Annotated in this window: 16 protein-coding genes; 7 read left to right on the plus strand and 9 right to left on the minus strand. The window is 72.4% G+C overall.

Features of this window, described 5'->3' with window-relative positions:
- Positions 1 to 12: 12 nt before the first annotated feature.
- Positions 13 to 1,029, minus strand: a complete 1,017-nt coding sequence (locus tag HD593_RS21040) for a LacI family DNA-binding transcriptional regulator (RefSeq protein ID WP_312903587.1) — start codon at positions 1,027 to 1,029, stop codon at positions 13 to 15.
- Between the two features lie 206 nt (positions 1,030 to 1,235).
- Between HD593_RS21040 and HD593_RS21045 the strand changes: the two genes are divergently transcribed.
- Positions 1,236 to 2,687, plus strand: a complete 1,452-nt coding sequence (locus HD593_RS21045) for a Gfo/Idh/MocA family protein (protein ID WP_312903589.1) — start codon at positions 1,236 to 1,238, stop codon at positions 2,685 to 2,687.
- Between the two features lie 48 nt (positions 2,688 to 2,735).
- On the opposite strand, the gene HD593_RS21050 is transcribed toward HD593_RS21045, so the two are convergent.
- The gene (locus HD593_RS21050; RefSeq protein WP_185103849.1) at positions 2,736 to 3,212 is read right to left on the minus strand and encodes a GNAT family N-acetyltransferase; all 477 of its coding nucleotides are present in this window, start codon (positions 3,210 to 3,212) and stop codon (positions 2,736 to 2,738) included.
- A gap of 108 nt (positions 3,213 to 3,320) precedes the next feature.
- On the opposite strand from HD593_RS21050, the gene HD593_RS21055 reads away from it, so the two are divergent.
- Entirely contained in the window at positions 3,321 to 4,526 is a 1,206-nt protein-coding gene (locus HD593_RS21055; RefSeq protein WP_246546667.1) for a benzoate/H(+) symporter BenE family transporter, read from the plus strand.
- Here HD593_RS21055 and HD593_RS21060 read toward each other — a convergent pair.
- On the minus strand, positions 4,514 to 5,263 hold the full coding sequence (locus HD593_RS21060; RefSeq protein WP_185103851.1) for a FadR/GntR family transcriptional regulator: 750 nt from the start codon (positions 5,261 to 5,263) through the stop codon (positions 4,514 to 4,516). The two genes, HD593_RS21055 and HD593_RS21060, sit on opposite strands and share 13 nt — an antisense overlap.
- Positions 5,256 to 6,734, minus strand: coding sequence for a malate dehydrogenase (quinone) (gene mqo / locus HD593_RS21065; protein WP_221524864.1), 1,479 nt, complete (start codon positions 6,732 to 6,734; stop codon positions 5,256 to 5,258). The genes HD593_RS21060 and mqo overlap by 8 nt, the downstream gene beginning before the upstream one ends.
- A 102-nt stretch (positions 6,735 to 6,836) precedes the next feature.
- Between mqo and HD593_RS21070 the strand changes: the two genes are divergently transcribed.
- Entirely contained in the window at positions 6,837 to 7,652 is an 816-nt protein-coding gene (locus tag HD593_RS21070; protein WP_185103853.1) for a TIGR02452 family protein, read from the plus strand.
- Positions 7,653 to 7,662: 10 nt separating this feature from the next.
- Here HD593_RS21070 and HD593_RS21075 read toward each other — a convergent pair whose 3' ends face one another.
- Positions 7,663 to 8,649: a P1 family peptidase gene (locus tag HD593_RS21075; protein WP_185103854.1), complete on the minus strand. Its 987-nt coding sequence runs from the start codon at positions 8,647 to 8,649 to the stop codon at positions 7,663 to 7,665.
- The gene (locus tag HD593_RS21080) at positions 8,646 to 9,308 is read right to left on the minus strand and encodes a hypothetical protein (protein WP_185103855.1); all 663 of its coding nucleotides are present in this window, start codon (positions 9,306 to 9,308) and stop codon (positions 8,646 to 8,648) included. The genes HD593_RS21075 and HD593_RS21080 overlap by 4 nt, the downstream gene beginning before the upstream one ends.
- 151 nt (positions 9,309 to 9,459) lie before the next feature.
- Here HD593_RS21080 and HD593_RS21085 point away from each other — a divergent pair, with 151 nt between their 5' ends.
- On the plus strand, positions 9,460 to 10,749 hold the full coding sequence (locus HD593_RS21085; protein ID WP_185103856.1) for an alkaline phosphatase family protein: 1,290 nt from the start codon (positions 9,460 to 9,462) through the stop codon (positions 10,747 to 10,749).
- On the opposite strand, the gene HD593_RS21090 is transcribed toward HD593_RS21085, so the two are convergent.
- Genes HD593_RS21090 through HD593_RS21100 form a run of 3 tightly spaced genes read right to left on the minus strand, consistent with a single transcriptional unit; the run spans position 10,733 to position 13,613 of the window.
- Positions 10,733 to 11,488, minus strand: a complete 756-nt coding sequence (locus tag HD593_RS21090; protein WP_185103857.1) for an ABC transporter ATP-binding protein — start codon at positions 11,486 to 11,488, stop codon at positions 10,733 to 10,735. The two genes, HD593_RS21085 and HD593_RS21090, sit on opposite strands and share 17 nt — an antisense overlap.
- Positions 11,485 to 12,582, minus strand: coding sequence for a FecCD family ABC transporter permease (locus HD593_RS21095; RefSeq protein WP_185103858.1), 1,098 nt, complete (start codon positions 12,580 to 12,582; stop codon positions 11,485 to 11,487). The genes HD593_RS21090 and HD593_RS21095 overlap by 4 nt, the downstream gene beginning before the upstream one ends.
- Positions 12,579 to 13,613, minus strand: a complete 1,035-nt coding sequence (locus tag HD593_RS21100; RefSeq protein WP_185103859.1) for an ABC transporter substrate-binding protein — start codon at positions 13,611 to 13,613, stop codon at positions 12,579 to 12,581. The genes HD593_RS21095 and HD593_RS21100 overlap by 4 nt, the downstream gene beginning before the upstream one ends.
- Before the next feature lie 236 nt (positions 13,614 to 13,849).
- Between HD593_RS21100 and rpoB the strand changes: the two genes are divergently transcribed.
- The 3 genes from rpoB (at position 13,850) to HD593_RS21115 (ending at position 22,496) form a co-directional block, all read left to right on the plus strand.
- Entirely contained in the window at positions 13,850 to 17,302 is a 3,453-nt protein-coding gene (gene rpoB, locus HD593_RS21105) for a DNA-directed RNA polymerase subunit beta (RefSeq protein WP_221524865.1), read from the plus strand.
- Between the two features lie 157 nt (positions 17,303 to 17,459).
- Positions 17,460 to 18,896 (plus strand): serine/threonine-protein kinase, encoded by a 1,437-nt coding sequence (locus HD593_RS21110; protein WP_185103861.1) that lies wholly within the window; start codon positions 17,460 to 17,462, stop codon positions 18,894 to 18,896.
- Between the two features lie 267 nt (positions 18,897 to 19,163).
- Positions 19,164 to 22,496, plus strand: a complete 3,333-nt coding sequence (locus HD593_RS21115) for a CARDB domain-containing protein (protein ID WP_185103862.1) — start codon at positions 19,164 to 19,166, stop codon at positions 22,494 to 22,496.
- Positions 22,497 to 22,611: the final 115 nt, after the last annotated feature.

Here is a 22,611-nt window from a genome sequence, read left to right on the forward strand (position 1 = left end):
GGCGGCCCCGGCTCAGCGCGCCCGCCCGGGGGCCGGCCCGGTCGACTCCCGCCAGATCACCCGGGTGATCGGCTCGTCCTCCTGGGGCGCGGGCTCGCCGCGGAGCGCGGCCAGCAGCCGGGCCAGCACGCGGCGCCCCAGCCTCTCGTGATCGACGTCGACCGTCGTGAGCGACGGCGGGAGGAACGCGGTCACGGGGTTGTTGTCCCACCCCGTGACGCTCAGGTCCTCCGGCACCTTCCAGCCGCGCTCCCAGGCCCCCCGCATCGCCCCCGCGGCCACCAGGTCGTTGGCGCCGATGACCGCGGTGACGCCGCTGCCCGGCGGCAGGTCCAGCACCGCCTGCCGCGCCGCCTGCGCCGACCAGCCGCAGTCGGCGACCCCGTGGGACTCCAGCCCCAGCCGCCGCAGGGTGTCGAGATAGACCTGCCTGCGCTGGCGCGCGGAGGTGTGCGCGTAGTCGCCCGCCACGTGCAGGAACCGCCGGTGCCCGTACGCGGCCAGGCCCTCGACGATCTCGGCCATGTGGGAGGCGTCCGCGAGCTCCCCGACCCCGCGCATGCGGTCGTCGTAGTCGGGGGAGACGACGATCGGCACGCTTCCCGGGCGCTGGGCGGGCAGCGCCATCCGGGTCAGCGACAGGATGCCCTCGAACAGCCCGGAATCGGACAGCTCCAGCGCCCGCTGCGCCCACGTCTGCGGCGATCCGCCGAGCGTGACGACCTCGACCACGTAGCCCGCCTCGTGGGCCGCCGCGGTGGCGCCGGCCAGCAGCTCCAGGGCGCTGACGGCGGTGCCCGCGGGCAGGAGCATCGCCAGCCGGCCGGTGCGGCGGTTGCGCATGGCGCGGGCGACGAGGTTCGGGCGGTAGTCGAGCTGCTCGATGGCCGTTCTGATGCGCTCGCTGGTGGCGGGCTTCATGCCGTCGCCGTTGAACTTGAGGTAGCGCGACACCGTCTGGTGGGAGACGCCGGCGAGCCTCGCGACCTCCATGATGGTCGGCCGCTTCGCCGCCGCACCCTTGCTCACGTGGCACTCCTCGCTCGGCCGGTACGCGGGATCAGCGTACCGGTGGCCGGGAAGTGTTCGTTCACCCGGCACTCTCCATGAACGTTCACTTTCCCCAGTCGTGCGGGAAAGATACCCTTCTTGACCCTTCGCGTGTTCGTTCACTAACGTGCCGAAATGAACGTTCACTTTAGCCGTGACGCCCGTCTCCAGCGAGAAGGACCTTCGTGACCCGCCCCGTGGATCAGAACCCCACCGCCCCAGCCCCCGCGTCCCACACCAGCAGCGAGCCCGGCGCCGGAGTGGTGCCGCGGTTCGCCGCGCCGCCCCCGTCGCGCGCCCGCCGCCGCTACGCGGTGGCCGGCACCGGGCACCGGGCCGGCATGTACGTCGCCGCGCTGACCGGCGAGCACGCCGACGTGGGCGCGCTCGTCGCCTGGCTGGACCCGAACCCGGCCCGCATCGACTACTACGATGCCCAGGTGGGCGAGGAGCTGGGCCTCGGCGGCCCGGCCGGGCTGCCCCGCCACACCCCCGACGGCCTGGAGCGGATGGTCGCCGAGCAGCGCGTGGACGTCGTGATCGTCACCAGCCTGGACCGCACCCACGCCGAGCTGGTCGACCGGGCGCTGCGGGCCGGCGCGGACGTCGTGGTGGAGAAGCCGCTGACGATCGACGCGGACGGCTGCCGCCGCATCACCAAGGCCGTCGCCGACACCGGCCGCGACGTCGTGATGACGTTCAACTACCGCTACGCGCCCCGCAACTCCACCCTGCGGCAGGTCATCGAGTCCGGCACGATCGGCGAGGTGACCAGCGTGCACTTCGAGTGGGCGCTGGACACCGTCCACGGCGCCGACTACTTCCGCCGCTGGCACCGCGACAAGGCCAACTCGGGCGGCCTGCTGATCCACAAGGCCAGCCACCACTTCGACCTGATCAACTGGTGGCTCGGCGACACCCCCGCCAAGGTCTACGCCTCCGGCGCGCTGCGCTTCTACGGCGACGAGAACGCCGCCGCCCGCGGCATGGGCGAGCGGCCCGAGCGCGGCACCGGCGCCCACGGCGACCCGTTCTCCCTGGACCTGCGCGCCGACCCCCGCCTGGACGCCCTCTACCTTCAGGCCGAGCGGCACGACGGCTACCGCCGCGACCAGGACCCGTTCGCGCCCGGCGTCACCATCGAGGACAACCTGGCGGTCCTCGTCGACTACCGCCGGGGCGCGCGGCTGAGCTACTCGCTCAACGCGCACAGCCCCTGGGAGGGCTACCGCGTCACGGTCAACGGCACCGCGGGCCGCGCCGAGCTGGAGGTCGTCGAGCGCGGCTTCATCGAGCTGGACGCGAACGGCAACGCCGTGCTCGACCCGTCGACCACCCCGCTCGGCGCGCACGACCCGCTGCGCCCCGAGGGCGAGCGCCTCGTCGTCCAGCGGCACTGGCAGCGGCCCGAGGAGGTCACCATCCCCGCCGGCATCGGCGGCCACGGCGGCGGCGACGCCATCCTGCTCAAGGACGTCTTCCGCCGCGACCTGCGCCTCGGCCCCGACCTCCTCGCCCGGGCCGCCGACTACCGCGACGGCCTGCGGGCGGTCGCCGTCGGCATCGCCGCCAACCAGTCGCTCCGCACCGGCCTGCCCGTCACCGTCGGCGAGCTCGGCCTCGGCGCGGACCTCTGACGCAGGCTCCGGCCACCGTGGCGAGCCGCGCCACGGTGGCCGGAGGCGCTAATCGAGCACCCGGGTGAAGCGGACCGCCTCTTCCCGATACCCCACGGCAGCGTAGAACCGCCGCGCGGTCGTGTTGCCCGCTGCCGTCTCCAGTGTCAGATGGCGCACCCCCTGCCGCCGCGCCCAGTCCTCCGCCGCGCTCAGCAACCGCCGGCCCAGCCCCGCGCGGACGGCCCGCGGCGCGACGACCAGCTCACCGACGTACGCCTCGACCGGCCCGGTGAAGTGGCGGTGGGTGTTGACGGAGACCACGCCGACGACCTCGCCGCCGGCCGCGGCCACGAACACGGCTCCGCGCTGCTCCGGCGCGGGGCCGAAGAAGCCGGCCAGCCACTGCCGCGCCGCCTCCACCACGGCGCCGGGGTCGCGCCAGTCGGCCACCCCCTCGGTGAGCTGGGACGCGAGCTCCATGACAGCGTCACGGTCCTCCTCCCGGACGGGGCGAATCTGGACGTTCCTCTGCTCGACGCTCATGGGGCCCCAGCATGTCAGCTCGCCCGCACCGCAGGTCTTGTCCCCTGATGACCGCGTGGCTAGGGTTCGTTCCGTATGTGGAACGGTGGACCTTTCAGGGGGCGGGGCATGCGCGTGCAGGCGGTCATGGCGGGGCTGGTCAGCGCGGTGGTCGGCTATGCCAGCTCGTTCACCGTCGTGCTCGCCGGGCTGCGGGCCGTCGGGGCGACGCCGGGGCAGGCCGCGTCCGGGCTGCTCGCCCTGTGCTGCGGCGTCGGGGCGGCTGCGATCTTCCTCGGGCTGCGGTACCGCATGCCGATCAGCATCGCCTGGTCCACCCCCGGCGCGGCGCTGCTGATGGCGACCGGCCCCGTGCCCGGCGGGTTCCCGGCCGCGGTCGGCGCGTTCATCGTCTGCGCCGGGTTGCTCGTGCTCGCCGGCCTGTCGCCCTGGCCGGCCCGGGCGATCGCCGCCATCCCGCGCCCGATCGCCGCCGCCATGCTGGCGGGCGTCATCCTCAGCCTGTGCACCGCACCGGTCCGCGCCGTCGTCGACGTCCCGATGCTCGCCGTGCCCGTCGTGCTGACCTGGGCGGTGCTGCAGCGGTACCAGCGGCGGTGGGCCGTTCCCTGCGCGCTCGCCGTGGCGGTCGTCGCCATCGCGGTGCAGGGGAACGGCGGCGGCCTGTCAGGCGCGGCGCTGCGGCCCGCGGTCGAGCTGACCGCTCCGGCGCTGAGCCTGTCCGCGGTGGTGAGCATCGCCATCCCGCTGTTCCTCGTCACCATGGCCGCGCAGAACGTCCCGGGCATGGCGGTCATGGCGACCTACGGCTACCTGCCGCCCCTGCGCCCGGTCCTCGTCACGACCGGCCTGGCCAGTGCGGTGGCGGCGCCGTTCGGCGGGCACGCCGTCAACCTGGCCGCGATCACCGCGGCGCTGACCGCCGGCCCCGACACCCACCCCGACCCCGGCCGCCGGTGGATCGCGACGGTGGCGCTCGGCGCCGGGCAGCTGGCGCTCGGCCTCGGCGCGGGCCTGGCCATGGCGCTGGTGCTGCTGTCCCCGCCCGTGCTGGTCACCGCGGTGGCCGGCCTGGCGTTGCTGTCGGCGCTCGGCTCCTCGCTGGCCGGCGCGGTGACCGAGCCGGAGGGACGGGAGGCGGCGGTGGTCACGTTCGTGGTCACCGCGTCGGGGATGACGATCCTCAGCATCGGCGCGGCGTTCTGGGGCCTGGCCGCGGGCGGCCTGACGGCGCTCCTGCTGCACAGACGATCACCGTCGGAGCCCCCGGCGGAGCAGCCCGCGCCCGCGGTGCCGGCCGATCAACGTTCGTAGCCCCTGAGCCGTGTCATGGAGGCGTCGAGGTGGGTGCGCATGGCGGCGGCGGCCCCCATGGCGTCCCCCGAGGCGATCGCGTCGCGGATCCGGCGGTGCTCGCCCAGGACCTGGTCGAGGTGGCCGGGGTCGGGCTCGGGCCCCGCGTACGGGCGGGTGATCGCGCCGGCGCCCAGCGTGTCGAGCAGGTCGAGGTAGAAGCGGTTGGCCGTGGCGGCGGCGACGGCGCGGTGGAAGGCGAAGTCCGCCTCGACCGCGTCGCTGGCGCCGCCCCGCACCGCGGCCGTACGGCGCAGCGCGGCGTCCACGGCGGCCAGCGCCGCCGGCGTGCGGCGGGCGGCGGCGAGCGCGGCGGCCTCCACCTCGATGCCGCGCCGCAGCTCCAGGAGGTGCAGCCGGTCGCCCGGGGTGCGTACCGTGCCCAGCGAGTGGGTGAAGTCCTGCGCCGGCGGTCTCGCCAGGACGGACGAGCCGCGCCCGCGCCGCGTCTCGACCAGCCCCGCCGCCCGCAGCCGCGAGATGGCCTCGCGCACGACGGTGCGGCTGACGCCGAACCGGACGGCCAGCTCGCCCTCCGACGGCAGCAGCTCGCCGGGCCGCCACTCCCCGCTCCCGATGCCGCGCCGCAGCTCGCCCTCCACCCGGTCCGCGAGGCTCGCGCTGTGCCCGTGAGCGCTGTGCCCGTGAGCGCCGTGCCCGTGAGCGCTGTGCCCGTCAGCGCCGTGCCCGTCAGCCACGGTCCAGGCCCAGGGTCTCGGCGGTGCGCGCGTCGAGCGCCCGGAACAGCGCGGGCTCCTCGGACAGGGAGAGGCCGTAGGAGGGGAGGAGGTCGCGGAGCGCGGGGCGCCAGCCGGGCAGGTGGGCGGGGAAGGCGCGTTCGAGCACGTCGAGCATGATCGCAACGGAGGCGGAGGCGCCGGGGGAGGCGCCGAGCAGGGCGGCGAGGCCGCCGTGGGACGACGTCACGACCTCGGTGCCGAAGCCGGCGATCGCGCCCCGGCCGTTCACCCGCTTGACCACCTGCACCCGCTGGCCGGCCGTGACGAGCTCCCAGTCCCGCGCCCGCGCGTCGGGGACGAACCGGCGCAGCGCCCGCAACCGGCCGCCGCGGGTCTGCGCGAGCTGCCCGACCAGGTATCGCAGGAGGTCGCGGTTGTCGCGGGCCGCGCCCAGCAGCGTGCCGGCGTTGCGCGGGGTGACCGACCGCGGCAGGTCGGACAGCCGGCCGCGCTTGAGGAAGCGCGGCGAGAACGCGGCGAAGGGCCCGAACATCAGGTACGCGCGGCCGTCCACCACGCGGGTGTCGAGGTGCGGCACCGACAGCGACGGCGCGCCCGGCTCGGCGTGGCTGTAGACCTTGGCGTGGTGGCGGGCCAGCAGCCCGGGATCGGCCGCGCGCAGGAACCGGCCGCTGATGGGGAAGCCGCCGTACCTCCGCGTCTCCGGCACGCCGGCGCTCTGGAGCAGGGGCAACGTCCCGCCGCCCGCGCCGAGGAAGACGAACGGGGCGCGTACGAGGTAGTCGCGGGCGCCGTGCAGGTCGCGCACCCGCAGCCGCCACGACCGGCCGTCCCGCCGCAGCGACCGCACCTCGTGACCGGTCCGCACGTCGGCGCCGCCACCCGCCAGGGCGGCGAACAGCCGCCGGGTGAGCACCCCGTAGTCCACGTCCGTGCCGCCCCGGGTACGGCAGACCGCCACCGGCCCGCGCCCGGGACGGCCGGCGAACATCAGCGGGAGCCACCCCGCCATGACGTCCCTGTCGGTGGTGAGCTCCATCCCCTCGAACAGCGGATGCCCGCGCAACGCCGCGTGGCGCAGCCGCAGGTGCTCCACCCCGGCGGCGCCGTGCGCGAAGGCGTAGTGGGGGACCGGCCGGATGAAGCCCGCGGGATCGCCGAGCGTGCCCTCCTCGGCCAGGCGCGCCCAGAGCTGCCGGGAGAGCTGGAACTGCTCGTTGACCGCGACGGCGCTGCTCACGTCGATCGAGCCGGCGCCGGTCAGCGGCGTGTAGTTGAACTCGCAGAGCCCGGCGTGGCCGGTGCCCGCGTTGTTCCAGGCGGACGAGCTCTCCAGGCCGAGGCCGTCCAGCCGTTCGAGGGCCAGGACCGACCAGTCCGGCCGCACGCGGCGCAGCAGCGCGCCGAGGGTGGCGCTCATGATGCCGCCACCCACCAGCACCACGTCGTAGTCGGCCTGGGCGATCACGTGTCGTCCTCCACAATCTGTATGACAAATCCATATCTTGTATAACATGTCTGGAGAAATCCGCTTCTTGTGCCCGACGATCACCGCTTACGATCAGGACGCGTGAGCGGAAGACTGCGCCGGTTCGCGGCGGCGAACGAGCGAATCGCCGCGGACGGCCACTACCAGGCAGCCGACGGCACGACCGTGGAGGTCGGCCCCGCGCTGCGGGACGCGGTCACCGGCACCGTGAGCCATCCGCCGGACGGCACCCTCGCCTGGAAGGGCGCCGGCACGTACGCGACGGCCTTCGAGGTCACCGGCGAGGGCAGCCTGGGCGCGGCGCGCCGGCTGCACCTGGACGGCGCGGCCGGGATCGCGGTGCTGAACTTCGCCTCCGCCCGGAACCCCGGAGGCGGCTACCTCGGCGGCGCGAAGGCGCAGGAAGAGGACCTGTGCCGGCACTCCCTGCTCTACCCCTGCCTCCTGCGGGCGCCCGGCTACTACGCCGCCCACCGGGCCTCGCCCGACCTGCTCTACAGCCACCGCGTCATCTGGTCGCCGGGTGTGCCGGTGCACCGGGACACGGACGGCCGGCTGCTGGCCGAGCCGTACCTCGTCTCGTTCCTCACCTCGCCGGCGCCCAACGCCGGGCAGGTGCTGCGCCGCGACCCCGGCGCGGGCGAGCGGATCCGCCGGGCGCTGACCGAGCGGGCGGGGCGCGTCCTGGCCGTCGCCGCGCATCACGGCGCCCGCACGCTGGTGCTGGGCGCGTGGGGATGCGGCGTGTTCCGCAACGACCCGCGCGAGGTCGCCGGGGCCTTCCACGGCCACCTGACCGGCGACTTCGCGGGCGTGTTCGAGCGGGTGACGTTCGCCGTGTGGGATCGCGACCCGGACTCGGCGAACCGCGCCGCGTTCGCCGACCGGTTCGAGTGAGCCGGCGGGTTCAGCCCAGCCGGTCGTACGGCACCGCGTGACTCGTGTGCCCGTGCACCCCCGTCGTGGTCGTCGCCATGAACAGCGAGTTGAGCAGCGCCTCCTCCACCGCGTCCATGACCGCCGCGAACACCGGATCCAGCGCGGCATCGGGCAGGACAGCCGCCCGGGAGGCCGTGCTGAACGCGACCGCGTAGTCGCCGCTCCCGTGCGAGTACGACGCCCCCACCCGCCCCATCGCGAAGACCGCCCGGCGGGCGAGCCGGCCGAGCTGACGGGCGTCGAGCGGCGCGTCCGTGGCCACCACGATCATGCACGAGTTGCCCGGCGGCTCCACCCGCCCCGCCCCAGGGACGAGCTCCTCGACCGGCATCGGGACGCCGCGCACCGTCAGCACGCCGCCGAAGTTGGCCTGCACCAGCGCCCCCACCGTGACGGGAACGCCCTCCACCACCGGCCGCCTGGACGAGGTGCCGATCCCGGCCTTGAACCCCAGGGCCGTCGTCCCCGTGCCCGCGCCCACGCAGCCCTCCGCCGGCAGGCCGCCCGAGGCGCCCTCCAGCGCGTCCAGGACGTGGCGCTCGGTGATCGGGCGGCGCCGGATGTCGGACAGGAAGCCGTCGTTGGTCTCCCCGACGAGCGGGTTGAAGGACAGCCCGCCGGGGTGCAGCTCCATCAGGTACGTGAGCACCGCGTCCGCCGCCCTGAACACCGACAGCGTGCCCGTCAGCACGATCGGCGACTCCAGCACGCCCAGCTCGTCCACCTGGGTCGAGCCGACCAGCTTGCCGTACCCGTTGCCTGTGTAGACGGCGGCGGGCAGCGGTCCGAAGGGCCGGGGAACGATCGCGGTGACCCCGGTGCGGAGGGCGGCGCCGTCGTCGATCGTGGTGTGCCCCACCAGGACGCCCTCGACGTCCGTGATCGCGTTGAGCGGGCCGGTCGGCAGCGTGCCGACGAGCACGCCGAGCGCGCGTGCCCGGGAGCGCCCGGTCATGATGGTTCCTCCGGCGGCAGGTAGGGGCGGAAGTGGTCGGCCACGAGGCCGGCGACGGCCTCCGCGCCGAGCGTGCCGTCGACCTCGATCACGCGGATGCCGAGCCGGTGCGCGGAGCGTACGGCGTCGTCGGCGACGAGGCGGTCGCGTTCGAGCCGGTTGCGCTGGGCCAGGGCCGGATCGCTCACCCCGGCCCCGACGGTGGCCGCCCGGGGCAGCTCGCGCGCCTGCCGGTCGCGGAACGCCGCGGTGGGCACCATGACCACCATCCGGCGGGGCGAGCCGGCGATCGGCGCGACCAGCTCGGGCCGCAACCCCCAGCCCTCGGCGAGGATCGGCCGCCCGGAGACGAGCCCGCGCAGGTCGTCCAGCGCCCACTCGAACCGGACCGGGAAGCCGGCCAGCGTCTCCGCCGCCAGGTCCGCCGGGGTGCCGCGGATCCACCTGGTGTCGGGGTCCGGGCCGCCGGGCGGCTCGCCGAGCCTGAGTCGGCGGGCGACGCGGCGGTCGTCGTGGCCGCGGGCGTCGTGGTAGTCGTAGTGGTAGGCGGTCAGCCCGTACCGCTGGGCCAGCAGCCGGGCCACGGTGGACTTGCCGGCCCACTGGCCGCCGCCGATCCACAGCGCGCGGCCGAGCGTGCCGAAGGGGTCCCAGGTCACAGGGGCGCTCTCCTCGTCGTACGTAGGGGACGATCTTCACACGGTAACGGCGTTCACGTGGTTGTCACCCGAAGCCGGTGTGACCGCCGCCCGGCGTCCTCTACGTTGGTCGGGGCCGTCGCGGCGGCGGCCGCGAAGGCGAGGATCGTCCATGTCGATTTCTCGGCGCACCATGCTCGGCGCCCTGGCGGCGGCCGGCACGATCACGAGCGCGGCGCCCGCGCCCGCCGCGGCGCAGGCCGGCCGGCGGCGCGGGGCCAGGCACGTCGTCCTGGTGGACTGGGACGGCTTCGACCCCGGTTACCTGGGCCGCGTCCCCACGCCCAACCTCGACCGGCTGGCGGCCAGGGGTGTCCTCACGGTCGCCGACGCCACCTTCCACACGGTCTCCAACCCGTGCCGCGCGTCCATGAGCACGGGCGCGTACCCGGAGGTGCACGGCAACGTCGCCTACGTCTACGACCCGGTGAGCGGCAGGGCGCAGGGCCAGAGCCGGTTCCTGGCGGCCGAGACCATCGCCGAGTCGCTGGCGGCCGAGGGGCGCACGGTCGCCTCCGTGCAGTGGTACATGGTCCAGGACCACGGCGTGCGGTACGGCGACCCCGAGCACCTGTACGTCCAGCCGGGCGGCGGGTTCGGGCAGCGCGTGGACGTGGCGATCGACCTGCTCAACCTGCGGCCGGTGGACTCCGGCGGGCAGCAGGTGACCGTCCCGCGGATCCCCGACCTGCTCGCCGTCTACAGCTCCGACCTCGACGGGCTCGGCCACAACGAGGGCCCTGACAGCCCGAACCTGGGCCCGCTGCTCGCCGAGCACGACCACCAGCTCGGCCGCCTCATCCAAGCCACCAAGGATGTCGGCATATTTCGGGACACGGCCTTCCTGGTGACCAGCGATCACGGCATGACGGCCTGGAACCGTACGCTGCTCCCGCAGGTCGTCGGCGCCGTCCAGGCGCTCGGCCACAGCGTCGAGGTCGTGCCCTCGGGCTCGGCCCCGGCCGCAGGCACGGAGGTCGTCATCGTGCCCAACGCGGTCCGCCTGGGCGACATCACGCTGCGCGGCACCGCGGCCGGACCCGCCGCCCGCGACAGGATCAAGGCCGCGCTGCGCCGCCTGCCGGAGATCGGCCGGGTGCTCGACGACCGCGCGCTGCGCGCCCTGCACGCGAGCGACAAGCTGGGCGACCTGGTCGCCGAGGCCCGGCCCCCGTACGGCTTCGCCCTGCCCGAGCCCCCGGACGGGCAGTGGCGCGGGGCTCACGGCAGCCTCGGCGAGGCCAAGGTCCCCCTGGTGCTGTCCGGCGCGGGGATCCGGCCCGGCGCCCGCCCTCGCGGCGCCCGGCTGATCGACGTCGCCCCGACCATCGCGGCGCTGCTCGGCACCCGCCCGCCCGCGCAGGCCCAGGGCCGGGACCTGACCGTCACGCCTCTTCTTTGAGCCGTTCGAAGACGAGCTGGGGGCGCTGGACGGCGCGCACGCCGTACACCTGCGAGATCAGCTCGGGAGTGAGGACCTGGCCCGGCGGGCCGCCGGCGACGATGCGGCCGGCGCTCATCACGTAGAGCCGGTCGCAGAACGCGGCCGCCTGGTTGAGGTCGTGCAGCACGGCCAGCGTCGCGATGCCCACCTCGCTGCCCAGCTCGCGCACCAGGTGCAGGATCTCCAGCTGGTGGCGGATGTCCAGGTGGGAGGTGGGCTCGTCCAGCAGGAGCAGGCGGGTCTCCTGGACCAGGGCGCGGGCGAGCAGGACCCGCTGCTTCTCGCCGCCGGACAGGGTGGCGAAGATCCGGTCCGCGGCGCCGGCCAGGCCGACGCGGTCCAGCGCCCGCGCGTACCGCTCCGCGTCGGCGGCGGCGTCGGGCCTGTACGGGGTGCGGCCCATGGCGACGATCTCCGCCACGGTGAAGTCGAGGTCCGCCGGGATCTCCTGGGCGACCACGGCGGTGCGCCGGGCGGCCTGGCGGGCGGGCAGCCGGTGCACGTCGTCGCCGTCCACGGCGATGAGCCCGGCCGACGGCTTCAGCGCCCGGTAGATCGTCCGCAGCAGCGTGGACTTGCCGCACCCGTTCGGCCCGACGAGTGCCACGAACTCGCCGTCGTCCACCAGCAGGTCGGCCTCGTGCACGATGGCGTGTCCGTCGAGGGCGACGGACACGCCGCGCAGGTCGAGCTTCATGAGACGGTCACCGCCCGGTCCACCGAACGCCGGCGCAGCAGCCACAGGAAGAACGGCACGCCGAACAGCGCGGTGACGATGCTCAACGCCAGCTCCTGCGGCGCGTTGACCGTACGGGCGGCGATGTCCACCAGTTGCAGGAACACGGCGCCGAGCAGGGCGGTGACGGGCAGCACCCGGCGGTGGTCGGCGCCGGCGAGCAGCCGGGCGGCGTGCGGCACGATCAGGCCGACGAACGCGATCGCGCCGCTGGTGGCCACCAGCACGCCGACCAGCAGCGAGGTCAGCACGAACAGGATCAGGCGGAACCGGCCGACGTTCACCCCGAGCGAGACGGCCGTCTCCTCCCCGGCGGCGATCGCGTTCAGCGGCCGGTGCTGCAGCAGCAGGTACGTCACCCCGGCGGCCAGCACGACGGCCGGCAGCGGCAGCATGTGCCACCGGGCCCCGCCCAGGCTGCCCATCAGCCAGAACAGCACCTGCTGGGCGGCCCGCCCGCTCTGCGCGGCCTGCAGCACGTAGCTGTAGGCGGCCTGGAACAGGTACGCCAGCGCCACCCCGGCCAGCACCAGCCGGGACGGGGTGAGCCGGCCGCTGCGCTGCGCCAGCAGGTAGACCAGGCCGAGGGCGAGCAGCGAGCCGGCGAAGGCGGCGGCCGACAGCGACAGCCCGCCCAGCGCCGAGGTGCCCAGGATGAACACGCACACCGCGCCGAACGAGGCGCCGGAGGAGATCCCGAGCAGGAACGGGTCCGCGAGCGGGTTGCGCACCAGCGCCTGCAGCACCGCGCCGACCACCGCCAGCCCGGCCCCGACGAGCAGCGCCAGCAGCGCGCGCGGCAGCCGGAAGTCCCACACGATCTGCTCCTGCACCGGCGTCCACGTGCGCGGCACCAGGCCGGGAACGAGCCGGTCGGCGACGATGCCCCACGCCTCCGGCAGGGCGACGTGGACCGCGCCGATGCTCACCGCCAGCCAGGTCGAGGCGACCGCGGCCACGGCGAGGGCGGTGAGGAGCAGCACGAATCGGCCGGCGCGCCGGTGAGCCGGTCCGGCGCTCACCGTCCTGGTGGGCGCCACGTCCTGGGCGGTCATTGCGCGAAGGCGTCCGGGTGCAGGAACCTGGCGATGTCGGTGACGGCCAGGATGTTGCGGTAGCCGGGGTGCTGGGCGGCCACGGGCAGGGCGAGGTAACGCTTGTCCTTGGCGGCGGGGCTGTTCTTGGCGATCGCGAACGCCTCCTCGGCCTTGGCGGGCGAGCTCGGCATGTCCTCGCCGCGCAGCGTGGCGTAGTCGCTGACGAGCACCGCCTCGGGCTGCGAGGCGCTCACCTTCTCGACGCTGACCTCGGTGTAGTCGCCCTTGACGTCCTTGAGCACGTTCTCGCCGCCGGCCAGGGCGATCATCTGCTGGGTGATGCCGGAGCCGCCGTAGGCGTTCACCGGGCCCTTGCCGCCGTCGGTGGCCAGCACCTTGACCGGCGTGCGGCCCTCGACGCGCTTCTTGACGTCGGCGAGCTGGGCCTGCAGCTCGCCGACCAGCTTCTCCGCCTGGTCGGGAACGCCGAAGATCTTGCCGAGGTTGCGCAGGTCGGTGAAGGTGTCGTCGATGGTGAACCGGAGCACCTCCTCGGGGCTGCACCAGCCGCCCAGGATGTAGACCGGGCTGCCGGCCGCGTCCAGCTCCTCCACGGTGGCGTAGCCGCCGGCGGCGTCGAAGCTGGCCATCGCGTTGTCCAGGACGAAGTCCGCGCTCTGGGCCAGCATGACCTCCTTCTGCGGCAGCATGATCGTTTCGGAGATCTGCGGGATCCGGTCGTACTGCTCCTTCTGGCCGGGCAGAAACGCGCTCTCGCCGAAGAAGGTGCGGCCGGCGATCCGGTCGCCGAGGCCGAGGGCGAGCAGGGTCTCCAGGGAGGGGTGGTAGCCGGTCACCACCTTGGACGGCGGCTGGTCGAAGGTGAGCTCGCGCCCGCAGTTCTCGACCGTCACCGGGAAACCCGGCTGCGGCGCCGCAGCCTGCCGGGTCTCCTGGGCGGCGGGAGCCTGGGAGCAGGCGGTCAGCGTCACGGCCGCCATCGCGAGAGCGAGCAGCCTGGCTGGGACGGTACGGAGCGGGCGGCTCATGGGGCGAGGTCTCCGGATGGTGAAGGATCAACGATCGGCACCATTGTGCACATACTCCGCAATTGCCAGCAAATTGCATCTAGGTGGCGATCGAGCGCCGGTTTGACGAGGGTGCGGAGTGTGTGGGATATTGATGGCGGCAGATGGAGTTGACACTACAAATAAGTGTGGACTTCCGTTTGCCTATTGCGTTATGCTGCCCTCCTTCGCCTTCGTATCCTCCGGAAGGACATCTGTTGGCAGCCTCGCGCAATGCCTCTCCCATTCCCGCCGGCCCCCGCCGTGTCTCCTTCGCGCGCATCCAGGAGCCTCTGGAAGTTCCCGACCTGCTCGCCCTGCAGACCGAGTCGTTCGACTGGCTGCTCGGGAACGAGCGGTGGAAGGCCCGGGTCGAGGCGGCTCGCCAGGCCGGGCGGAGGAACGTCCCGGCCCAGTCGGGCCTCCAGGAGATCTTCGAAGAGATCAGCCCGATCGAGGACTTCTCGGGCTCCATGTCCCTGTCGTTCCGCGACCACCGGTTCGAGCCGCCGAAGTACTCCGTGGACGAATGCAAGGAGAAGGACATGACCTTCTCCGCGCCGATGTTCGTGACGGCCGAGTTCATCAACAACACCACGGGTGAGATCAAGAGCCAGACGGTGTTCATGGGCGACTTCCCGCTCATGACGCCGAAGGGCAGCTTCATCGTCAACGGCACGGAGCGCGTCGTGACGTCGCAGCTCATCCGCTCGCCCGGCGTCTACTACGAGCGCAACGCCGACAAGACCTCCGACAAGGACCTGTACGGCTGCAAGGTCATCCCGTCGAGGGGTGCCTGGCTGGAGTTCGAGATCGACAAGCGCGACAGCGTCGGGGTGCGCATCGACCGCAAGCGCAAGCAGCCCGTCACCGTGCTGCTCAAGGCGTTCGGCTGGACGGCCGAGCGCATCCTCGAGCGCTTCGGCCGGTACGAGTCGATGCGGGCCACGCTGGAGAAGGACCACACCGCCGGACAGGACGACGCCCTGCTCGACATCTACCGCAAGCTGCGGCCAGGCGAGCCGCCGACCAAGGAGTCGGCGCAGACCCTGCTGGAGAACCTCTACTTCAACCCCAAGCGGTACGACCTCGCCAAGGTGGGCCGCTACAAGGTCAACAAGAAGCTCGGCCTGGACCTCGACATCGACGTCACCGTCCTGACCGAGGACGACATCGTCGCGGCCATCGAGTACCTGGTGCGGCTGCACGCCGGCGAGGAGTCCACGGGCCTGCCCCTGGAGGTCGACGACATCGACCACTTCGGCAACCGGCGCGTGCGCAGCGTCGGCGAGCTCATCCAGAACCAGGTCCGCCTGGGCCTGGCCCGCATGGAGCGGGTCGTGCGCGAGCGCATGACCACGCAGGACGTCGAGGCCATCACGCCGCAGACCCTGATCAACATCCGCCCGGTCGTGGCGTCGATCAAGGAGTTCTACGGCACCTCGCAGCTCTCGCAGTTCATGGACCAGACCAACCCGCTGGCCGGCCTGACCAACAAGCGGCGGCTGAACGCGCTCGGCCCCGGCGGCCTGTCCCGCGAGCGGGCCGGCATGGAGGTCCGCGACGTGCACCCGTCCCACTACGGCCGGATGTGCCCGATCGAGACCCCCGAAGGCCCCAACATCGGCCTCATCGGCTACCTCGCCTGCTTCGGCCGCCTCAACGCCTTCGGCTTCATCGAGACGCCCTACCGCAAGGTCGTCGACGGCAGGGTCACCGAGCAGATCGACTACCTGACCGCCGACGAGGAGGACCAGTTCGTCATCGCGCAGGCGAACTCGCCGCTGACGGCCGGCGGCTCGTTCGCCGACCACCGCGTGCTGGTCCGCACCAAGGGCGGCGAGTTCGAGTACGTGCGCTCCGGCGAGGTCGACTACATGGACGTGTCGCCGCGCCAGATGGTGTCGGTGGCCACCGCGATGATCCCGTTCCTGGAGCACGACGACGCGAACCGGGCCCTGATGGGCGCGAACATGCAGCGCCAGTCGGTGCCGCTGCTGAAGAGCGAGGCGCCGCTGGTCGGCACCGGCATGGAGTACCGTGCCGCCACCGACACGGGTGACGTCATCAACGCGGAGAAGGCCGGGGTGGTGGAGGAGGTCTCCGCCGACTACGTGACCGTCATGAACGACGACGGCACGCGGACGACGTACCGGGTGGCCAAGTTCAAGCGCTCCAACCAGGGCACCAGCTTCAACCAGAAGCCGATCGTGGCCGAGGGCGACCGGGTCGAGGTCAACCAGGTCATCGCCGACGGCCCGTGCACGGACCAGGGCGAGATGGCACTGGGCAAGAACCTCCTGGTGGCGTTCATGCCGTGGGAGGGTCACAACTACGAAGACGCGATCATCCTGTCCCAGCGGCTGGTCCAGGACGACGTCCTGTCCTCGATCCACATCGAGGAGCACGAGGTCGACGCCCGTGACACCAAGCTGGGCCCGGAGGAGATCACCCGGGACATCCCGAACGTCTCCGAGGAGGTCCTGGCCGACCTCGACGAGCGCGGCATCATCCGGATCGGCGCCGAGGTCGTGCCCGGCGACATCCTGGTCGGCAAGGTCACCCCGAAGGGTGAGACCGAGCTGACCCCGGAGGAGCGGCTGCTGCGCGCGATCTTCGGCGAGAAGGCCCGGGAGGTCCGCGACACCTCGCTGAAGGTGCCGCACGGGGAGTCCGGCAGGGTGATCCACACGCAGGTGTTCAGCCGGGACGAGGGCGACGAGCTGCCGCCGGGGGTGAACGTGCTGGTCCGCGTCCTCGTGGCGCAGAAGCGCAAGATCACCGACGGTGACAAGCTGGCCGGCCGGCACGGCAACAAGGGTGTCATCTCCAAGATCCTGCCGGTCGAGGACATGCCGTTCCTGGAGGACGGCACCCCGGTCGACATCATCCTCAACCCCCTCGGCGTGCCCGGTCGAATGAACGTCGGCCAGGTGCTGGAGACCCACCTGGGGTGGATCGCCGCCCGCGGGTGGGACATCTCGGGCATCCAGGAGGCCTGGGCCGAGCGGCTGCGTGACAAGGGCTTCGAGCAGGTCGCCCCGCGCACCAACATGGCCACCCCGGTCTTCGACGGCGCGAACGAGGAGGAGATCATCGGGCTGCTCGGCAACACCGTCCCGACGCGCGACGGGGATCGGCTCGTGCAGCGCAGCGGCAAGGCGCAACTGTTCGACGGGCGCTCGGGGGAGCCGTTCCCGTACCCGATCGCGGTCGGTTACATCTACATCCTCAAGCTGCTGCACCTGGTCGACGACAAGATCCACGCGCGGTCGACCGGTCCGTACTCCATGATCACCCAGCAGCCGCTCGGCGGTAAGGCCCAGTTCGGTGGCCAGCGCTTCGGTGAGATGGAGGTGTGGGCCATGGAGGCCTATGGCGCGGCGTACGCGCTGCAGGAGCTGCTGACCATCAAGTCCGACGACGTTCTCGGCCGGGTGAAGGTCTACGAGGCCATCGTCAAGGGCGAGAACATTCCCGAGCCGGGCATCCCCGAGTCCTTCAAGGTGCTCATCAAGGAGATGCAGTCGCTGTGCCTAAACGTCGAGGTGCTCTCCAGCGACGGCATGTCCATCGAGATGCGCGACACCGACGAGGACGTCTTCCGCGCCGCGGAGGAGCTCGGCATCGACCTGTCCCGGCGCGAGCCGAGCAGCGTCGAGGAGATCTGACCTCCGGCCGGGTGCGGCGCCTCTGGAACACCAGGCGCCGCACTCGGACAGATCTTCGCTTACTGTGCATTCTGGGGGACGCGCTTGCGGGAGAATGTGCGGGCCGACGCACACGGAAGGCGCGGCACACGGGGGAAGACGGAGGATGACGCCGGGAATGAGCACTCAGACGTACGAGCATCTAGGCCCCTACCGGATGGTCAGGAAGATCGGTGAGGGCGGCATGGGGGTTGCCCACCTCGGTCTCGACGCCGCGGGCCGGGAAGTCGCGATCAAGGTGCTGCACCCGCACGTGGCCGCCGACCTCAAGGCGCGCGACCGGCTGTTCCGCGAGGTGGAGACCATGCGCCGGGTGCGCAGCTCGTACGTCGCCGAGGTGCTCGACGCCGAGCTGTCCGGTGCCCGGCCGTACGTGGTGACCCGGTTCGCGCCCGGCCGTACGCTGGAGGACACCGTGCTGTCCGGGGGGCCGCTGCCGCCGCACGAGGTCATCAGGCTGGCGCAGGGGCTGTGCCAGGCGCTGGTGGACATCCACGCGGCCGGCGTGATCCACCGCGACCTCAAGCCGTCCAACGTCATGATGGTCGACGGGCGGCCCCTCGTCATCGACTTCGGCATCGCGCACCTGGTGGACGCGGCCAGGCTGACGCAGAGCGGGATGTTCGTCGGCACGCCGGGCTACCTGGCGCCGGAGATCATCCGCGGCTCGCAGATCACGCAGGCGGCCGACGTGCACGCGCTGGCCTCGACGGTGTTCTTCGCAGCCACGGGGTTGCCGCCGTTCGGCACGGGCACGTTCGAGGCGGTCTGCTTCAACACCATGGAGGGGCGCTCGCAGATCGACAAGGCGCCGGCCTGGCTGCGCGACTGGCTGAGCCGGGCGCTGCAGGTCGACCCGTCGGCCCGCCCCGGCGCCCGGGAACTGCTGCGGACCGCCGGGGCGCTCGACCCGGGCAGCCGCGTGCCCCAGGCTCGCGGGGGCCGTACGGTGGCCATGAACACCGTCTCCGACCTGCTCCCGCCGGTCGAGTACGCCCGGCGGCGCGAACAGGAGACACCGCCGCCCACCCTGCACGCCGAGTCGCCGCAGGAGCGCCGCCCGGCGCCGCCTCGCCCGCCCGCGGAGCCGTTCGAGCTGCGGCGGTTCCTGAAGAGCAGCGGGTTCGTCGGGGTGCTCGCGCTGGTCACGCTGGTGGCGCTGACCGTCGTCATGCCGGTCGTCGTGGGCCTGGTGGTGGCGGCGCTGTCGCTGGCCCTGCGCGCCGGCGACCACTACTTCGCCGAGGAACGGCCGGAGCTGACCAGGGCCGCGATGGTGGCGATGGGCCACCTGCTCCTGTCGCTGGCCTTCGGCATCGCCGCGGCGGGGCTGCTGCACCTGGCCGGGCGGCTCAGCACCAGCCACGCCGAGTCGCTGGCCGCCGGGGCGTTCACGCTGGGGCTGTTCGTGCTGCCCGGCGCCGGTCCGGTACGGCGGGCCGCCTCGGGCCTCCTGGCCCGCCTGCTGCCCGGCCACACCGCGACGGTGGTGACGGTGGCCGTGATGGGGCCGATCGCGCTGACGTCCGTGATCGTCGCGCTCGTGGGGTTGTAGCGCGTCACTTGCACCGCCCGACGTACGGCTCCGCAAGCTGACCCGCCGCGGAGCGCAAGTCTTGCGTCTTCTTACGCTCGTCCGACGTAGCCGCTTGCGCTCCGCCGCGGGTCAGCCGAAAACGCGCTCGTAGGCGCCACCTGGGCGAAGATCCTTCATTCCGCGGGATGCTGAAGTTATCTCTTTGCGCAATCTCGTCGAAATATTGCGGCCATCTGCTCGACATCCTATGGTTCGGCCATCCGCCTTACCCGGAGGGCCACCCCCATGAGAGCACTGTTAGCCGCCCTTGCGTTACTCATCGGATTCCTCGCCGCACCGGCCGCGCACGCCGCGGCCGACACCAACCTCGCCGCCGGCAAGACGGCGACCGCCAGCAGCTTCACCGGCGTCTACCGCGCCGCCAACGTCACCGACGGCAACCAGGCCACCTACTGGGAATCGGCCAACAACGCCTTCCCGCAGTGGATCCAGGTCGACCTCGGCGCCACCGCCGGCCTCAGCAAGGTGGTGCTCAAACTGCCCACCGGCTGGCCCAGCCGCACCGAGACGCTGAGCGTCCAGGGCAGCACGAACGGCACCAGCTTCACCACCATCGCCGCCGCGGCCACCCACACCATCAGCCCGGCCGCCACCATCACCCTGCCCCCCGGCACCACCGCCCGCCACGTCCGCGTGCACATCACCGCCAACTCCGGCTGGCCCGCCGGCCAGCTCTCCGAGCTGGAGGTCTGGGGCAGCGCTCCCGGCAATCCCGGCAACCCTGGTGACAACCTGGCCCTCGGCAAGACGCTGACGGAGTCCGGGCACACCCACACCTACGCCGCCGCCAACGCCAACGACGACAACCTGCAGACCTACTGGGAGGGCGCCGCCTACCCGGCCACCCTGACCGCCCAGCTCGGCGCCAACGCCGACCTGACCTCCATCGTGCTCAAGCTCAACCCCGACCCGGCCTGGGGCCGCCGCACCCAGACCCTCCAGGTGCTCGGCCGCGAGCAGAACGCCTCCACCTTCACCACCCTCGTCGCCCAGGCCACCTACACCTTCGACCCGGCCACCGGCAACAGCGTGACCGTCCCGGTCACCGGCAAGGTCGCCGACGTACGGCTCCAGTTCACCGCCAACTCCGGCGCCCCCAGCGGCCAGGTCGCCGAGTTCCAGATCTACGGCACCCCGGCGCCCAACCCCGACCTCGTCGTCACCGGGCTCACCTGGACGCCCGCCTCGCCCACCGCGACGACCGCGATCACGCTGTCCGCCACGATCAGGAACGCCGGCACCGCCGCCTCCGCCGCCACGTCGGTGAACCTCTACGCGGGCCCCACCAAGGTGGGCAGCGCCGGCGTGGCCGCCCTGGCCGCCGGAGCGTCCACCACCGTGTCCGCAAATATCGGGACAAGGCAGGCGGGCGTCTATCAGGTCTCGGCCAAGGTGGACGAGGAGCAGGAGGTCCCCGAGCAGAACGAGGCCAACAACGCCTTCACCGCGCCCACGTCCCTGGTGATCGCCGAAGCCCCCGGCCCCGACCTCCAGGTGCTGGGCATCACCGCCACCCCGCCCAACCCCGCCGCCGGCGCGCGGGTCACGTTCACCGTGGCCGTGAAGAACCGCGGCACGACCACGACCGGCGCGACCACGGTCACCCGCGTGGCCGTGGGCGGCACCACGCTCAACACGGACACCGCCCCGATCGCCGCGGGCGCGACGGCGAACGTGGCCATGACCGGCGGCTGGACCGCCACCACCGGCGGCGCCACGATCACCGCCACCGCCGACGCGACCGGCGCCGTCACCGAGACCGACGAGAGCAACAACACGCTCTCGCAGGCGATCACCGTCGGCCGTGGCGCCTCGGTGCCGTACGTCGAGTACGAGGCCGAGGCCGCCGCCTACCAGGGCACCCTGCTCCAGGCGGACCCGCTGCGCACGTTCGGCCACACCAACTTCGCCACCGAGTCCTCCGGCAGGAAGTCCGTGCGGCTCGACAACACCGGCCAGTACGTCGAGTTCACCTCCACCAGCCCCGCCAACTCGATCGTCGTGCGCAACTCGATCCCGGACGCGCCGGGCGGCGGCGGCATCGACGCCACGATCAGCCTCTACATCGACGGGACGTTCGCCCGCAAACTCACCCTCTCCTCCAAGCACAGCTGGCTGTACGGCACCAGCGACGACCCGGAGGCGCTGACCAACACGCCGCAGGCCGACGCCAGGCGGCTGTTCGACGAGTCCAACGCGCTGCTGTCGCGCTCGTACCCGGCCGGTACGAAGTTCCGCCTCCAGCGGGACGCCGGCGACAGCGCCGCCTTCTACATCATCGACCTGATCGACCTGGAGGACGTGGCGCCACCGGCCACCAAGCCGGCCGCGTGCACCTCGATCACCGAGTACGGCGCCGCGCCCGGCGACGGCAACGACGACACCGCCGCCATCCAGCAGGCGGTCACCGACGACCAGAACGGCGTCATCGACTGCGTGTGGATCCCGCCGGGCCAGTGGCGCCAGGAGAAGAAGATCCTCACCGACGACCCGCTGAACCGTGGCCCGTACAACCAGGTCGGCATCAGCGACGTCACGATCCGCGGCGCGGGCATGTGGCACTCCCAGCTCTACACCCTGACCGAGCCGCACCTGGCCACGGGCGGCATCAACCACCCGCACGAGGGCAACTTCGGCTTCGACATCGACGACAACGTGCAGATCTCCGACCTGGCCATCTTCGGCTCCGGCCGCATCCGCGGCGGCCCCGGCGGCGCCGAGGGCGGGGTCGGGCTGAACGGCCGGTTCGGCCAGAACACGAAGATCTCGAACGTCTGGATCGAGCACGCCAACGTGGGCGTCTGGGTCGGCCGCGACTACGACAACATCCCCGAGCTGTGGGGGCCGGCCGACGGGCTGCAGTTCAGCGGCATGCGTATCCGCAACACCTACGCCGACGGCATCAACTTCAGCAACGGCACCCGGAACTCGCGGGTCTTCAACTCCTCGTTCCGCACGACGGGCGACGACTCGCTGGCCGTCTGGGCGAACCCGTACGTGAAGGACCCGTCGGTGGACATCGCCCACGACAACCAGTTCGTCAACAACACCGTGCAGCTTCCGTGGCGGGCCAACGGCATCGCGATCTACGGCGGCTACAACAACAAGATCGAGAACAATCTGATCTACGACACGATGAACTACCCCGGCATCATGCTCGCCACCGACCACAACCCCCTGCCGTTCTCCGGCCAGACGCTGATCGCCGGGAACGCGCTGTACCGGTGCGGCGGCGTCTTCTGGGGTGAGGCGCAGAAGTTCGGCGCCATCACACTCTTCGCCCAGAACCGGGACATCACCGGCGTGACCATCCGCGACACCGAGATCCACGACTCGACCTACGACGGCATCCAGTTCAAGGGCGGTGGCGGCAACATGCCGAACGTCGCCATCACGAACGTCCGCATCGACAGGTCGAACAACGGCGCCGGCATCCTGGCCCAGGGCAGCGCCCGCGGCAGCGCCACCCTGACCGGCGTCACCATCACGAACTCGGCCACCGGCGACATCGTCAAGGAGCCGGGCTCGACCTTCGTGATCACGGGAGGACCTTCGTGATCACGGGAGGACCTTCGTGATCACAGGAGGACCTTCGTGATCAACCGAGGGCCTTCGTGATCACAGGAGACTGAGGTCCGCGCGTGCGGCTCCGGGTCCGGGAGCCGCACGCGCA

The organism is Nonomuraea rubra (assembly GCF_014207985.1).
Classification (GTDB): Bacteria; Actinomycetota; Actinomycetes; order Streptosporangiales; family Streptosporangiaceae; genus Nonomuraea; species Nonomuraea rubra.

Excerpts from the sequence above, each read along its gene's own strand:
- HD593_RS21050 (WP_185103849.1), bottom strand. The coding sequence starts at position 3,212 with ATGAGCGTCGAGCAGAGGAACGTCCAGATTCGCCCCGTCCGGGAGGAG.
- HD593_RS21055 (WP_246546667.1), top strand. The coding sequence starts at position 3,321 with ATGCGCGTGCAGGCGGTCATGGCGGGGCTGGTCAGCGCGGTGGTCGGC.
- HD593_RS21075 (WP_185103854.1), bottom strand. The coding sequence starts at position 8,649 with ATGACCGGGCGCTCCCGGGCACGCGCGCTCGGCGTGCTCGTCGGCACG.
- HD593_RS21085 (WP_185103856.1), top strand. The coding sequence starts at position 9,460 with ATGTCGATTTCTCGGCGCACCATGCTCGGCGCCCTGGCGGCGGCCGGC.
- HD593_RS21090 (WP_185103857.1), bottom strand. The coding sequence starts at position 11,488 with ATGAAGCTCGACCTGCGCGGCGTGTCCGTCGCCCTCGACGGACACGCC.
- HD593_RS21095 (WP_185103858.1), bottom strand. The coding sequence starts at position 12,582 with ATGACCGCCCAGGACGTGGCGCCCACCAGGACGGTGAGCGCCGGACCG.
- HD593_RS21100 (WP_185103859.1), bottom strand. The coding sequence starts at position 13,613 with ATGAGCCGCCCGCTCCGTACCGTCCCAGCCAGGCTGCTCGCTCTCGCG.
- HD593_RS21110 (WP_185103861.1), top strand. The coding sequence starts at position 17,460 with ATGAGCACTCAGACGTACGAGCATCTAGGCCCCTACCGGATGGTCAGG.
- HD593_RS21115 (WP_185103862.1), top strand. The coding sequence starts at position 19,164 with ATGAGAGCACTGTTAGCCGCCCTTGCGTTACTCATCGGATTCCTCGCC.